Below are 14132 nucleotides of genomic sequence, written 5' to 3'. Positions count from 1 at the left end.
TTTTGCGAGAAGCCCTCGTAGAGGGCCGGTTCGAATGGCACCCCAAAGACCACATAGCTAGATCTACTCCCTGAGCAAGATATGAGCCGGCTCATGTCACGGGTTGCCGGGTCTCAACGTGGCCTTGTTGCTCTGACAGCTCAGCCGTATGACTATAGCAGTCCATCGCAGGCGATTTAAGATGTCAATTAGATGGCTTGTCAGGGTGATGCTTACTCGTGATACCATTTTGGGCTCCTCAAACGGTCGTTTAGAGAGCTGGGAATACAGCATCAGCTGAATAAACAGTAAAAAATACGAACGTTATACAGATGAATTATGTCTTCGGTCAACGTACAAAGATTGTTTCCGCCTTGCTTGGAGTCCTGGCGGCAAGCCAAGCATATTCGCAGAATTTCGAAGCTGGGCGGAGCGGCTGGCAGCTCGAGCGTTTGTCGGAGAATTTCGTGCTTCTGCGGACAGACATCACTGCTCTGACTAATGGCAACCGATCAAGCCGACAGGGACTGCTCATATTCGCGTGCGAGCTTGGTGGACGTCGCATTCGGTTCCAAATTGGAAGTATCCCAAACAACCCCAGCATTTACGTTTCCTCTCAAGGTAGGGCTATCGTCCGTGGGTGGTTCCAGAACCAAAGCAAGCCGTCGCTACCTGTTTATCCAGCCGTCCAATTTTTTGAGGATGGGAGCTTCGAATTCAAGGAGACGGCAGGGTTCAGCGATTCCATCATGAAGGGAATGCTGGGCCTGCTCCGCAAGCTTCCATCCCGTCTTGAGGTTGTTCTCTTCAAAGGCACGGAGACCCAAGCGTTCCGACGGGGTGATGCGATGGAATTTAGCCTGCAGGGTCTCGATAGAAGCCTCGGGGATATCTATGGGTTTGAGGGCCTGTGCTTCCACTCGAATAACTGAGGCTGCCTACCTACAACAATACACCTCCCGAATGCTATTCATACCGAGGAAGTTCGCGTCTCGCCCAACGCGAAACAAGGAGGAAGGTCCCGCGTCGAAAACAATACGAGGGACGAATTATCAGGCCAACTGGGCGGGGGGCTCAGCGCAATCAACCAGCGGGCTCAACTCTGAACGAAGGAAACTCGGAGTTCACGTCAGTCTGCAACCTGCCATCAATTTTCGGGTTACATCATGGACTCTCTCGTCAGGTGTTTCCGGAGGGACAAAATCGGCGCGACAGCAACCGAGTACAGTCCTGTCTCCAGCATCACACCAATTGCGATCGTCGTAGCATTGACGCTGATCCCTGCTCCGTCGGAGTCTCTCTACGGGAAACATCTCGACAGGGTCGTGTCCATCAACAAGCGAAATGAGCGCGAGAGCGCCTCCGGCGCTACACGTAGAAGTTAGTAGCCGGCCCTTCTCAGGGTCAGACACCTTAGCACTAGTGGTGTTCATACCTGTTCCAGCGCAACCTGAGGCTTATGAGCGGCCTAGGCCACTTGGAGGATCCGGAACAAAATGGCCTATGCCGTTTGCCGAATCGACTCAGCAATCAGAGAGAGTCAGAATAAGGCAACACAAGGGCTAATGGTCTGACTTTCCCTAAACCAGATCGTGGAGCTTGTGCCGAGGCTGCGACGTCAGCAGCGCCATTCCATAGGTCAAGGATCAGACATCATGAAGTCTCTCGTGACACGTTTTGTAGACGATGAGTCCGGCGCAACCGCTATTGAATACGGCCTTATCGCCGGATTTGTCTCGATTGCTATCATCGCTGGGCTTACGGTTGCCGGGCCTAAGCTCACAATCATATTTAATACCATTGGAGAAAAGCTCACAGCTGCTGCTGCTGGTGCTGGCGGTGGTTCTGGTAGCGGTACCTAATACTGCCCCGACATGACGAGGGGAGACGCGAGGCTCTCCTCTCTTGTTCGGCCAATCCGACCAGGCAGTGCAAGTCAATCTTGTTCTAGAGTTCACTAATGTCTCTTTCCCTCGGCGCGTCTGCCGCCAGCCTCTATTTTGCCGCGGCCGTGCTGTGGGCGGCCATAGCCGACGTTGTGACGATGAAGATCCGGAACGAACTCGTTCTTGTTCTTCTCGCGGGCTATGTGATCCTGGCTCCGCTCGCCGGCATGGGCTGGGCGGATGTCGGATGGAGCGTCACTGGCGCTGCCAGCGTTCTCGCAGGCATGTTCGTTCTGTTCAGCTTCGGCTGGATCGGCGGTGGGGATGCGAAGTTCGCAGCCGTGATCGCGTTATGGCTCGGGGCGGATCAAGCTCTCGCCTTTGTTCTCTGCACAGCCTTGTTCGGTGGGATCCTGACGATTCTTCTCCTGCAGTTTCGCTTAAGCGTCCTACCTGCACAATGCCTATCCGTGTCATGGATTATGCGTCTGCATGCACCACAGACTGGCGTACCCTATGGTGTCGCAATCGCAGCGGCGGCGCTCTTCATTTTTCCGGATACCTACTGGATGAGAGCCCTAACCTGAAACGTGATTTCGCCATGACCTTAATTCCCTGACCAACTAAGGGCTCTCGATCATGCTTCGCGTCGCCATCCTTGTGGTCGCCCTCGGCGCCGGCGGCCTCGCTTCTTGGCTCGTGGTTTCCACCCGTTCGCCTCAACCCGCCGTCCCGGCGGCCGTGCCGGTCGTTCAGACCATGGCGGAGGTGCTGGTGGCTGCGAACGACCTCGTTCAGGGGCAAGCGCTCGACGAGAAAAGCCTCCGCTGGCAATCCTGGCCAAAAGAAGCGGTCACTACCGGGTTCATCAGCCGTGAGGCCAAGCCAGATGCGTTGACATCGCTCACTGGTGTACTGGTGCGCAGCCACTTCGTTTCCGGTGAGCCGATCCGGGAAGAGAAGCTGTCACGCGGCCCGGCCGGTATGCTCGCCGCGATGCTGCCATCCGGCAAGAGGGCCGTTGCAATTCGTGTCTCAGCGGAAAGCACGGCCGGCGGTTTTATTCTCCCTAACGACCGCGTGGATGTGATTCAGAACATCTCCAGCACATCGGCAGATGGCAGATCCGAACAAAGGAGCCGAACACTCTTGAGAAATGTTCGTGTCTTGGCGGTAGATCAGAGGGCCGATGAGACCAAAGGCCAGTTGGTGGTTGTCGGCAAGACAGCAACTCTGGAAGTAACTCCGGCCGATGCCGAAATCATCTCCGCGGCTCAGGCCGCCGGCACACTTTCTCTTGCTCTGCGCTCAATCGCAGACTTCAATGAAAAGCCGATCCTAGCCGATGATAACAGTGTCAATGTTCGTGTTTTCCGCTCCGGCAAACGAGAAGATGTTAACGTCCGACGAGAAGGCACGATGATCCAGTAGCCGACGGTAGCGGCTTGATTGCGACGGGTGAGCGTAAATGAACAGCTTTGTTTCGACTTCAAAGGCCGAGCGTCTCAATCCGGAAAGCTTTCCATGGCAGTCAGTCGCACAGCAGCTTGAAGCAGCAGGTGCGCTCGACAGTCGGCCGCGTCGAGAGGCAACGCGGATTCCATACATCGGCATTCAGGCCTTTTGTGACAGTCCGGATGTAGTGGCCGTCATTCAGAGCGCCGCCTCCGATCGCCTGATGTCGCGCGCCCACGTCACCGTTCGGGAAGGTGGCATTGCGGCCGCAACAGCTCTCTACCAAAATGAGCAGACGCCTCAGCTGATCGTGATCGAGAGCTGTTCGATACCCGAAACGTTCCTCGTAGAGATCGATAGCTTGGCCGAGGTGTGTGACGCCGGCACCAAAGTCATGGTGATCGGACATGTAAACGATGTGCATTTCTATCGCGAATTGATGAGACGCGGCATCAGTGATTATCTGCTTGCGCCCGTGGATCCCGTTTCGCTGATTGTAGCCATCTCGAGAATATACAGTGAGCCCACCTCCGGAAAGCTTGGTCAATGCTACGCGTTTGTTGGCGCAAAGGGCGGGGTTGGGTCTTCCACCGTTGCTCATAACGTCGGCTGGACCGTCGCCCGCCAAGCTGCCTCCGATGTCGTTCTTGCTGACATGGATTTGGCGTTCGGCACGGCGAGCCTTGACTTTAAACTGGATGCTGGGCAGGGCGTTGCCGAAGCTATCGACGACGCAGGGCGGCTGGACGAGGTACTGCTTGACCGGCTGTTAGCCAGATGTGGCGATCATTTCAGTTTGCTTCGTGCGCCAGGCACTCTGGAAAGATGTTATGATCTTGCAGAGAATGCAGTCAATCCGTTGATCGAGATTGCACAAGCAAGCGTGCCGTTTCTAATTCTCGACATGCCGCATGTGTGGAACGCATGGGCAAGAAACGTCCTCCTCAGCGCCGATGAGGTCATCATTACGGCGGCTCCAGATCTTCCTAACTTACGCAACGCCAAGAGTCTGGTGACCTTTCTGCGACAAGCACGCCCGCATGATCCGCCGCCGAAACTTATTCTCAACCAGGTCGGCATGCCAAAACGGCCGGAGATCAAGCCCGCCGAGTTTGCGAAGGCGCTGCAACTGGACCTTATGGCCTGTATTCCCTACGACCCACACCTTTTCGGAACTGCCTCCAACGTAGGCCAGATGGTAGCAGAAGTATCTGCCAAGGCGCCCGCTTCAAGGATATTTTCTGAAATCGCAGGCAGCATCGCAGCGCAGAAGCCGCATCGCCGCACAAGCCTGTTCAACATAGCTTCGATGATCAAGAAGATGACATTCAGCTCAAAAACCGCGTAACCGTCCGCATTTTGACAGAAGTTCAGTTTGCAGAAATGCGTAAATAGATTGAGGAGCCCCCGACATGTTCGGCAAGAGAAGCTTACCGAGCCAAACACTCGGTAATCTCCCGGTGCCTCAGCCGGCAGGCGCAGAGAAATCGGACCATGCCTCGGTTGAGGCACTTGGCAACGTCGTGTCGCCAAAGGTGCCGTCAGCGCGCGACCGCGGTGCTGGTGCACGGGCGGCGTCCTCACACATCACGGACGCCATTGCGGTCATACGCCCACAAACAGCGAAATCCGAAGAATACTATCTGCTGAAGGGACAGATTTTTGCAGCTCTGATCGAAGCCATCGACGTCTCGCAACTGGCCAAGATGGACTCTATTCAGGCTCGTGACGCAATCGGAGAAATCATTGCCGATATTGTGACTGCGAAAAAGATCGTCATGTCGATTGCTGAACAGGACGATCTATTACGCGACATCTGCAATGATATCCTCGGTTATGGGCCGCTGGAACCGCTGCTCGCTCGAGATGACATCGCCGATATTATGGTGAACGGCGCTGACACAGTTTACATCGAAGTCGCCGGTAGGGTGCAGAAGACAGATATCAAATTCCGCGACAATGGACAGTTGCTTCACATCTGCCAACGGATAGTGAGTCAAGTCGGACGCCGAGTCGATGAGTCAAGCCCAATCTGTGACGCGAGGCTCCCCGACGGGTCGCGTGTCAATGTCATTGCATTCCCGTTAGCCATTGATGGGCCAAGTCTGACTATCCGAAAGTTCAAGAAGGACAAACTGACCCTCGATCAACTCGTCAAGTTCGGGGCCATTTCGCCGGAAGGCGCAGAGATCCTGCGGATCATAGGACGCGTCCGGTGTAACGTGCTCATTTCTGGCGGCACTGGATCAGGAAAGACGACACTGCTCAACTGCCTGACTGCCTTTATCGAACAGACAGAGCGTGTGATCACGTGTGAGGACGCAGCAGAGCTTCAGTTGCAACAGCCGCATGTCGTTCGTCTTGAAACCCGCCCGCCTAATCTCGAAGGTGAGGGTCAGGTCACAATGCGCGACCTTGTCAAGAACTGCCTCCGCATGCGGCCTGAACGCATAATTGTAGGTGAGGTTCGCGGACCCGAGGCTTTCGATCTGCTCCAGGCGATGAATACCGGGCATGACGGATCAATGGGCACACTCCATTCCAACTCTCCGCGAGAGGCGCTTTCACGTTTGGAATCCATGATTACGATGGGTGGTTACACTCTACCGTCGAAGACAATTCGCGAAATGATTGTGTCGTCGGTTGATGTGATTATTCAGGCTGCGCGATTGAGAGACGGATCACGCAGGATCACACACATCACTGAAGTTCTCGGTCTCGAAGGCGATGTCATTACCACACAGGATCTGTTCTTGTACGACATCATGGGCGAAGACCCTCAGGGAAACGTCATAGGTCAGCACCGATCCACCGGAGTCGGTCGGCCGAAATTCTGGGAACGGGCACGGTACTACGGCGAGGAAAAGCGTCTTGCTTCAGCCCTCGATGCTGCCGAGAAGGTCGCATCCTAATGCCGGTTTAGGAAGTTGAACGATGCTGTCGCCCGAGTTTATTCCGGTTCTTGCCGCCGCACTCGCAGCCGTTTGTGTCGGCGGTGTCGCGATCTCCATGTTCTATGCGCGCGTAGGGCGACGCACGGAGGCTGATAAGCGGCTTGCAGCGATCGCCACATGGGATGGTCCGGTCGGCCGGGCCGTCGGCTCCGATGAAAGCAGCCGAAAGCGGTCAATTGAAATCACATTGCGTAACCTCGAGGAACAGCAGAAGGTCCGAAGGGGTGTTAAACCATCGCTCACAATCCGAATGCAGCAGGCGGGCCTGACCTGGAGCAAGAAGACCTATTTGCTTGCCTGTCTGGCGGCGGGCGCCCTCGCGCTTATGACTGCGCTTGCGGTTCTCGGTGTCAGCCCTTTGCCAGCCGTCGGATTTGGTCTCGCCGGTGGGCTCTTGCTGCCTCATTTCTACGTGAGCCGGCGCCGGGCTGCTCGTTTGAGAGATTTCACGAGTGACTTTCCCAATGCTGTGGACGTCATCGTGCGCGGTGTGAAAGCCGGATTACCACTCGTTGATTGCCTCAGGATCATTGCCTCCGAGGCAAAAGAGCCGGTGCGCAGTGAGTTTAAGGCGATCTTGGATGATCAGACCTTGGGCGTGCCAATGGATCAAGCCGTGCAACGGCTTCCAGAGCGTATCCCGATTGCCGAAGCCAGTTTCTTCGCCATTGTAATCTCTCTTCAAAGCCGCTCTGGCGGCAGCCTTTCGGAGGCTCTTGGAAACCTTTCCAGGGTTCTGCGTGAGCGCAAGAAAATGGCGGGAAAAATTCGGGCGATGAGCTCAGAGGCGAAAACTTCGGCCGCAATTATCGGAGCTCTGCCGGCTGTTGTCACCTGTATGCTGTATTTGACAGCGCCGGATTACATATCACTCCTATTTAACACCCTGATCGGTAAGGTCGTCGTTGCGGGCTCACTTATATGGATGGGCATGGGTATTCTGATGATGCGCAAAATGATCAATTTTGACTTCTGAGAGCTGCAATGGGTACCGCACTGCTCATTTACAATATGGACCTGCTCATCGCGCTGTCGGCGGGGATCTCGGCCTTTGCAGCGATTCTTGTGGTCTCGTGGCCCTACGTCGTCAGGGATCACTTGGCCGAGAGGATGGCCCAGGCCACCAGCGAGAGTGAACGCATTCGAGTGCGCGAGCGCAGCCGCCTGAATGCTCAGAACAAGCCAATCTCACTGCGAAGTGAGCCGAAGCGGCTTTACAAACTGATCGTCGATCGCCTCAATCTGGCCGGAACAGAAGACAGTATCACGGTCAAGAACCTGCGAATGGCCGGATACCGGGGCGAGGGACCTATTACAGCCTACCTTGCCATTCGTCAGCTGGCGCCTTTGGGCATGTTCGTTCTGGCGGTACTTTACGTCTTTGTGATTCTACATCTCGATTACCCGCTTTTTGTGAAACTGGCGATCGTAATGGCGGCGGCGAGTCTTGGCTATTACACTCCGCCGCTTTACGTGAAGAATAAGATTGCAAAGCGGCAGACCTCGATCCGCCGGTCGTGGCCGGACGCACTCGACCTTCTCCTTATTTGCGTCGAGAGCGGGATGGGGATTGAGGGCGCGTTTCGCAAGGTATCCAGCGAAATCGGGTCCCAGTCGGTCGAACTCGCGGAAGAACTGGTGCTCACAACGGCCGAGCTCTCCTACCTACAAGATCGTCGCAAAGCGTATGAGAATCTTGCCGAACGCACCGGCCTTGAAGGCGTCAAAGGCGTGGTCACTAGCCTTATCCAATCAGAGAAATACGGGACTGCGCTTAGTCAGTCGCTCCGCGTTCAGGCACAAGAGAACCGGGACATGCGGATGAGCGAGGCTGAAAAAAAGGCAGCCGCGCTACCGCCAAAACTCACGGTGCCGATGATCATATTTTTCCTGCCCGTTCTGTTCGCCGTGATTATCACACCGGCGGTGATCCAGTTCCTAAAGTTGTAGAGCTAGACCTCTGTACGCTCCAGCAGGCAAACCGAAAAAGCTGATCGGATTCAAACGTTCCCGCAAGCTAAGGGAAGCATGCCGATGCGGACAGGGGAATAGCCGCTTGATAGATCAGAACGTTCAACTGATAAGTCACGGTAGCGTTCACCCGCGTGCCACAGGCCGCCGTGGTGTCGGACGTAAATACGGGAGCGGGGTTCGGCGCGTAATAATACGTTGAGCCATCCGGGCAGCCCACTGAGATTGCTTGGCAGCGCGCGCTTTTCTCAACGGCAAAGTTGAGAGTTGCAACTGTCAATCCCAGTAACGACAGATGAAAGATGCCGATGAGAAGTGCCAGAAAAACGGGCGCGATCAGCGCAAACTCGATTGCTGTCGCGCCGCGCTGATCGTCGAGCACTGCCGTGGTTCGCCTTTGCTCCTGTGTCATAGCAATCGCATGAATGTTGACTTGCTGATGGTAGGGGCGAACAGTCGTCCGACCGTAAAGTCGAGAAACAGGGGCTTGTACTGGTAGGTGACATCAATCCGAATGTAGTCTCCCGGTTTCCCCGCTCGCGCCCCAGGAATTGTATTGCAATCAGTGGGTTTGTTGGCGAGTGGAATTCCTGCGTCCGGTATCAGAGCATTGGCGTTGTTGAGGCAATAATATGCCTCCGTCGGTGAATTGTCTCGCAACTTGACGCTGGTACCCAGCGTAGTGCTCGTGACCGCGGTTGCGACCGTATCGATCAGACTGGCGCATTGCGTTGTTGCGGGGAGTTCTTTCGTCGGGTCGCATGCCTTCCAAGCTGACTGCGCTCCGATCTGCGCCGCATTTTGCACTTGCATCACTATGTAAGCGTAACGAGCGACTTCGATTCCGTTGAGCAGGAGAATGCATAGAACTCCGGCAACGAGTGCGAACTCGATTCCTGCTACGCCGCGATGATCGTCCCGAAATGATTGCAAGCGTGCATCGATCCCGCCTCGACCGTCACTCACACTCGGAACCTGGTTGAGCCTCATGCTTCCTGACCTGCTTCAGCGGACATCTCACGAGTCATCTACAGGACCAATGCTCCACGTCCCGTCGGAGCGGTGCCGGTCGGCAAGTTGAGCCCTGCCTCGTCGCACGCCCCGTGCGCCATGATCGCACCTGTGCCATTGATAAGCAAATTGTCGACGACCAGGCCGAAACATGATTGGCCATTCGTTGCTTTGCTGATCGCGCCGCTCATTGTAACGCTGGAATGCGGGAGATAGACCATCCCTGATATCTTCCAAGTCGGGCTGTTGCCCGCTTCCGATATGTCGACCCCTTTCGTCAGGTTCGGATCCTGGTAGATGGCAATACCCTTCCACGGCCCTGTGGTCGGTGCGTTGAAGTCGAGTGTGCCATCACCGGTTGGAGAGTGGGTATAGCTGCCGTTGTCCCCTGTGAAAACGATGGTCAGGGCGGAGCCACTGCTGGTGCTCAAGGTGCGACCGTTGGGCTTCGTACCCGTATAAAGCTGACCGTTCCAGATGGTGAGGACCGCGCCCTCGGCGGGAGTTGTAATGGTGACATTGCTCGCGAGCACCAGATCGCCGCATACATTATAAACCCCTCCCAGCGCCAGTTCAGGCGGAGAGACCGTCCATGTGTTCTTTGAAGGGAAGCCTGGCTTGTTCATCTGCGGATAGACGCCCCCACACGGGTCAGCCGTGATATTCGTCCTCAACCCGACATAGGGATCAGCAAGCGGCGGCACATTCGACCGCTGGACCACGCCGCAACCGTCATTTGTGCCGGCCGCGTCGCCATAATCTGCGCCGAGATCGTTACCGTTGCAGCGGGCGCCGGCATTTGACATCACGTTGCAGCCCTTCAGCTCCGCCTTGGGAGCGCCGTTCGTGCCGAAGGCGATGCCGCTCGTCCCGAGAGCCAAAATACAATACTCCCGCGGCAGCAGGTCGAGACGCGCGATAGCCGACGCACTGAGTTCCGCCTGCGGCGTGGCCGAAATAGTCGCCGTGCCCCTATAACCGATCACCTGAGACAGGAACAACGGTACATAGCCGGTGATCTTCGCGCTGTAACAAGTAGCGCCACCGGAGGGGCAAGGCGCAGTGTTAGATGCCGTTACGGTGATGTTGTTGGTGCCGTCCACAAAGCCATATCGCGCGGCCGCGGCTTTTGCTTCGACCGCGTAGTTGGCAGTCCCGTTTGTAGCTGCAGCGATTGCCGCAGAATCAGCGGCGTTCTGCATTGAACGCTGGGTGAGATACCAATAGGAGACTTCAACGCTTAGCCCGGTCGCACCTATCAAGGCAGGCATCGCCAGAGCGGTCACCACAGCGACATTGCCGCTTCGGTCGCGCACGAATTCGATCAAGCGAGATCGGACCGCTTTATACATGGCACGGTCTAGAAGGAAACTTAGTGATCTCATTTTGCCCCTTCTACCGGTTATAAAGCACCGTCGTCTGCATTACGAGGCACAGCTCCGGTCGTAACGTCGATAGGACATCCACAGTCTTAGAGCCGAGTTTTTGAGGGACCCTGTATTGGAAAACAGAGTATCGCCTCAAGCAGAGCCAGGCATCATCACCGTACATTTACTTAAATTCTAGCATAAACCAATTCAGTCGAATGGACTAGTTCTCGTGAACGGGGAGCATTGCCAGGTCACGCAGGGTTTGATTTAACGCTGACTCTTGAAAAAAGATGGCCTTAGGCGACCGGGGGCGCTCAGCGCAAGATAACCGGCATTCCTTCGAGAACACCCGCCGGATGACGCGGATCGGCTCAAAGTGTTGTCATCTAGAGGCTCTCGGCCGTTTGATTGAGCTTTCGCACAAGCAAGACTCGACTTGGCATTTTCCAGTCGATCGTGTCTGCCTTCGCCCACCGGCGTCAGAGCATTGTCGCGATTGCGATAGGATCGACACGGTAAGCGGTGGTCAGCGGCGGTGCCTAATCAATGCCTGCTACGACACATATGGAGCTCAGCCAATTATAGTAGTTGGTTGGAACCGACAGGGAACATTGAGGTCTGCTTGGTTTAACAGAGACCACCTTTCTGGTTCATTCTACGCGCGCCGGCATTTCCAAGTGAGAAATTCGACATGAAGCAGGAAGTCGATGATGTAGAACCGGACGGGAGATTGCGGCAGCCGCTGCTACGCGATTGCGAACTCCCAAGTAACGGAGGATCGCCGCGACATGTACTTTGACAGTCCCCTCTCCGAGATTGAGAGCCGTAGCGATTTCCTTATTAGGTTTTCCTTGAACCAAAAGCTCGAGAACGTCCAGTTGGCGGGCGGTCAGCGGGCTTCGCACGCCTGCGTCGGCAAAGGCGGGCAGTTCCTTAAGACTGACAATCGGCTCGGGAATCTGCGGCTCGATCTCGGCTAGCGATGGGGGCACATAGATACCTCCATTAAGGACGAGACGGAGCGCCGCAGTCAGTTGCACAAGATTGAGCCCCTTTGGAATATATCCATGAACACCGGAGTCCATCGCTGAAAGTATGTTACGTCTGGAACTTGTCGCGGATGTAACAACGACTTTTGAGGCGGGGAAACTAGCCCGAAAAGTCCGTAGGCTGCCGGACGCTTTCAGGGCAGGGATGGCGAAGTCCAAGAGACACAAGCTTACTTCAGGACGATCGAGAAGACACGGCCGCACTTCGTCGAAAGCGCGAACCTCAATGACCTCAGAGAACCCCAAGTCACGCGTTAGCAAGGCACTGACAGCCATTCGGAAATAGACGTCGGCGTCAGCAATGATTGCGACATACGAAGCATTTAACACTGGAAGCCCCAAAACGCGAAGACATCGTTCATTACATCAATTTAGTTAAGTCGTGCCGCATGGGGCACGTTGCTTCTTATCAGCTTGAGGAGCTGTAGGTTTAGCCACAGTTCGCGACCAACCCGCCTCCTTGCACCCAATTCCAAATGCCTCCTTGGTACTATAGTTCTGCGAATGATTAAACTTTTCTAAAGAGCAAGGCATAGGGGCCAGCACAAAAGATAAGCTGAATATGTACCTATGCTGCCGGCGCCGGAAGATCTGATCCATGGAAAGTGTTTTCTATTATGAGTTCCTGGATGATGGCACATGTTCTAGGGCGGCTGCGGTGGCGCTTGGATTTACCGTAAGCGTCCGTTAACCATTTCTGAACATAACAGAGCCTGTAAACGGAAATTCAATGGCTTTCGCTTTGGGGGCAGAATGGCAGGGTCGAGAAGGGTGGTGGCGGCCATCATTGCCGTGCTTACATTCGAAGGCATATCGCTTGTTGCGCCTGGCACGCGCTTTATTGCCTCTGTGATGGCTCAGGCGGCCAACAGCACCGCTCCACGCGCAAAACTGCTCCGCGTCCGAGTAGCCGTGAATAAATCCCAGGCGCTTCGTCTCGAATATCCCTTTACCGACGTTCTCGTCGGCTCTGCGGAAATTGCAGATGTCATTCCTCTGAGCGACCAGAGCCTGTACATACTCGGCAAAAAGACTGGTACGACGAATGTTTCGGTACTTGATAATTCGAAACGCGTCATTGGCGTAGTGGATGTTGAAGTCGGTCCTGACACGGGTAGCGTCGCCGAGAAACTTGCCGCCGGTACGGGCGCTAGCGGCATCCGTGTCCGGAGCAGCGGTGACCAGGTCATCCTGGAAGGGACGGCAGTCGATGCGCCGACAGTTGATCGCGCAGTGGAGATCGCGAGAGCCAATTCGCCCGGTGGCGTCATCAATGCAACCCGAGTTGCCTCGCCCCAACAGGTGATGTTGAAGGTTCGTTTCGTCGAGGTCAATCGCAACGCCGGCCGTGAATTCGGCATCCGCTCAGACTATCTTGGCCAGACGCGAGCTGCTCGCATCGGACGCGGCAATCTGGCCGATCGAGAAGCGGGTATTCCTCTCGTTGACACACTCCTTGGCTCGACCGCTCCCTTTGCAACGATCCTCGCCCGTTTTGCCAACAACTCGCGAATGCTCGACGTCACGATCGACGCCCTTGAATCTAAAGGTCTCGTCCGCCGGCTCGCCGAGCCCAACTTGGTCGCTATGTCGGGCGATAGCGCAGAGTTCCGCGCCGGGGGCGAAATACCAATACCTGTCTCGTCCACCACCCAATCCGGCGTCCCGACAATCACGATCACTTACAAAGAGTTTGGTGTGAAACTCAATTTCACACCAACAGTCCTGACTAACGGCTTGATCAACCTGAGGCTTGAGCCGGAGGTCAGCGACGTGGACCCCACGGTGTCGATTTCCACTGGCGGCATTTCAATTCCGGGGCTGTCCGTGCGCCGGGCGAAAACGACTGTCGAACTTCGCGACGGCCAGAGCTTTGCATTGGCGGGTCTCCTTCAGAATGTTACCGAACGGAATATCGAGCAGTTCCCATGGTTGGGTTCGATCCCGGTCCTTGGAGCACTGTTTCGCAGTACGGAATTTCTCTCACGCGAAACGGAACTTGTGGTCATCGTAACTCCGCATCTGGTCAGACCAGCAAAACCCGGGGACATGATTGCAACGCCGCTCGACTCAACGCTTCCTTCCAATGACCTTGATCTGTTCATCAACGGAAAAACGGAAGTCGAAAAGCCGCGCGATCCGTCCACCTCCTCGCCGACCCAACAATGGATAATGGCGAACGGCGCGACAATCGGGGGACCGTTTGGACACATCATGTCCGAACCGACTACGGCGCCGGCGGGAGCCGCGCGACGGAGTGTTGCCCGACAAGCTCGGACTGGTCTTGTCACGGCGAAATACTAGTTCATTCGAAAAAGGAACTTCGACCGCGCCGATGGCCGGCCAGATGAGTAACTCTGTGGGCTCGATAGCGCGACGGGGAATGATACAATGATCGGAAGTGCAACGACTGCTCGCATGGTGCTTGTCGTTCTTATCGCGAACTACTGCCTGAGT

Annotated in this window: 13 protein-coding genes; 9 read left to right on the top strand and 4 right to left on the bottom strand. The window is 55.6% G+C overall.

The genetic code is table 11. The annotated features are described in order from the left end of the window. Nucleotides 1-311: 311 nt before the first annotated feature. The 8 genes from HPT29_RS18690 (at nt 312) to HPT29_RS18655 (ending at nt 8224) form a co-directional block, all read left to right on the top strand. Nucleotides 312-911, top strand: coding sequence for a hypothetical protein (locus HPT29_RS18690; RefSeq protein ID WP_173947989.1), 600 nt, complete (start codon nt 312-314; stop codon nt 909-911). A gap of 723 nt (nt 912-1634) precedes the next feature. Next, complete coding sequence (locus HPT29_RS18685) at nt 1635-1841, top strand: Flp family type IVb pilin (protein ID WP_173947988.1); 207 nt, start codon at nt 1635-1637, stop codon at nt 1839-1841. Between the two features lie 98 nt (nt 1842-1939). Next, entirely contained in the window at nt 1940-2452 is a 513-nt protein-coding gene (locus tag HPT29_RS18680) for an A24 family peptidase (protein WP_173947987.1), read from the top strand. A gap of 52 nt (nt 2453-2504) precedes the next feature. Further along, nucleotides 2505-3296, top strand: a complete 792-nt coding sequence (gene cpaB, locus HPT29_RS18675; RefSeq protein WP_173947986.1) for a Flp pilus assembly protein CpaB — start codon at nt 2505-2507, stop codon at nt 3294-3296. Between the two features lie 37 nt (nt 3297-3333). Then, on the top strand, nt 3334-4668 hold the full coding sequence (locus HPT29_RS18670; protein ID WP_173947985.1) for a CpaE/TadZ family protein: 1335 nt from the start codon (nt 3334-3336) through the stop codon (nt 4666-4668). Nucleotides 4669-4732: 64 nt separating this feature from the next. Then, nucleotides 4733-6232, top strand: coding sequence for a TadA family conjugal transfer-associated ATPase (locus tag HPT29_RS18665; protein WP_210272154.1), 1500 nt, complete (start codon nt 4733-4735; stop codon nt 6230-6232). Nucleotides 6233-6254: 22 nt separating this feature from the next. After that, nucleotides 6255-7250: a type II secretion system F family protein gene (locus HPT29_RS18660; protein ID WP_173947984.1), complete on the top strand. Its 996-nt coding sequence runs from the start codon at nt 6255-6257 to the stop codon at nt 7248-7250. A gap of 8 nt (nt 7251-7258) precedes the next feature. Further along, on the top strand, nt 7259-8224 hold the full coding sequence (locus HPT29_RS18655) for a type II secretion system F family protein (RefSeq protein WP_173947983.1): 966 nt from the start codon (nt 7259-7261) through the stop codon (nt 8222-8224). A gap of 67 nt (nt 8225-8291) precedes the next feature. Here HPT29_RS18655 and HPT29_RS18650 read toward each other — a convergent pair whose 3' ends face one another. The 4 genes from HPT29_RS18650 to HPT29_RS18635 all read right to left on the bottom strand — a co-directional run bounded on the left by HPT29_RS18650 (nt 8292) and on the right by HPT29_RS18635 (nt 11951). Then, nucleotides 8292-8627 (bottom strand): TadE/TadG family type IV pilus assembly protein, encoded by a 336-nt coding sequence (locus tag HPT29_RS18650; RefSeq protein ID WP_173947982.1) that lies wholly within the window; start codon nt 8625-8627, stop codon nt 8292-8294. 26 nt (nt 8628-8653) lie between these two features. Further along, on the bottom strand, nt 8654-9235 hold the full coding sequence (locus tag HPT29_RS18645; protein ID WP_173947981.1) for a TadE/TadG family type IV pilus assembly protein: 582 nt from the start codon (nt 9233-9235) through the stop codon (nt 8654-8656). 38 nt (nt 9236-9273) lie between these two features. Continuing rightward, nucleotides 9274-10608 (bottom strand): pilus assembly protein TadG-related protein, encoded by a 1335-nt coding sequence (locus HPT29_RS18640; protein ID WP_173947980.1) that lies wholly within the window; start codon nt 10606-10608, stop codon nt 9274-9276. 668 nt (nt 10609-11276) lie between these two features. Further along, entirely contained in the window at nt 11277-11951 is a 675-nt protein-coding gene (locus tag HPT29_RS18635) for a LuxR C-terminal-related transcriptional regulator (protein ID WP_173948003.1), read from the bottom strand. 498 nt (nt 11952-12449) lie between these two features. On the opposite strand from HPT29_RS18635, the gene HPT29_RS18630 reads away from it, so the two are divergent. Beyond that, entirely contained in the window at nt 12450-13979 is a 1530-nt protein-coding gene (locus HPT29_RS18630; protein WP_173947979.1) for a type II and III secretion system protein family protein, read from the top strand. Nucleotides 13980-14132 lie beyond the last annotated feature (153 nt).

It is taken from the genome of Microvirga terrae (genome assembly GCF_013307435.2).
GTDB classification, from domain to species: domain Bacteria; phylum Pseudomonadota; class Alphaproteobacteria; order Rhizobiales; family Beijerinckiaceae; genus Microvirga; species Microvirga terrae.
The sequence above is the reverse complement of the archived record's forward strand: the minus strand, read 5'-3'. Positions and strand labels throughout refer to the sequence as shown.

Bases quoted from the DNA above. Each gene is read 5' to 3' on its own strand.
- HPT29_RS18690 (WP_173947989.1), top strand. From the start codon at position 312: ATGAATTATGTCTTCGGTCAACGTACAAAGATTGTTTCCGCCTTGCTT.
- HPT29_RS18685 (WP_173947988.1), top strand. From the start codon at position 1,635: ATGAAGTCTCTCGTGACACGTTTTGTAGACGATGAGTCCGGCGCAACC.
- HPT29_RS18680 (WP_173947987.1), top strand. From the start codon at position 1,940: ATGTCTCTTTCCCTCGGCGCGTCTGCCGCCAGCCTCTATTTTGCCGCG.
- cpaB (WP_173947986.1), top strand. From the start codon at position 2,505: ATGCTTCGCGTCGCCATCCTTGTGGTCGCCCTCGGCGCCGGCGGCCTC.
- HPT29_RS18670 (WP_173947985.1), top strand. From the start codon at position 3,334: ATGAACAGCTTTGTTTCGACTTCAAAGGCCGAGCGTCTCAATCCGGAA.
- HPT29_RS18665 (WP_210272154.1), top strand. From the start codon at position 4,733: ATGTTCGGCAAGAGAAGCTTACCGAGCCAAACACTCGGTAATCTCCCG.
- HPT29_RS18660 (WP_173947984.1), top strand. From the start codon at position 6,255: ATGCTGTCGCCCGAGTTTATTCCGGTTCTTGCCGCCGCACTCGCAGCC.
- HPT29_RS18655 (WP_173947983.1), top strand. From the start codon at position 7,259: ATGGGTACCGCACTGCTCATTTACAATATGGACCTGCTCATCGCGCTG.
- HPT29_RS18645 (WP_173947981.1), bottom strand. From the start codon at position 9,235: ATGAGGCTCAACCAGGTTCCGAGTGTGAGTGACGGTCGAGGCGGGATC.
- HPT29_RS18640 (WP_173947980.1), bottom strand. From the start codon at position 10,608: ATGTATAAAGCGGTCCGATCTCGCTTGATCGAATTCGTGCGCGACCGA.
- HPT29_RS18635 (WP_173948003.1), bottom strand. From the start codon at position 11,951: ATGGCTGTCAGTGCCTTGCTAACGCGTGACTTGGGGTTCTCTGAGGTC.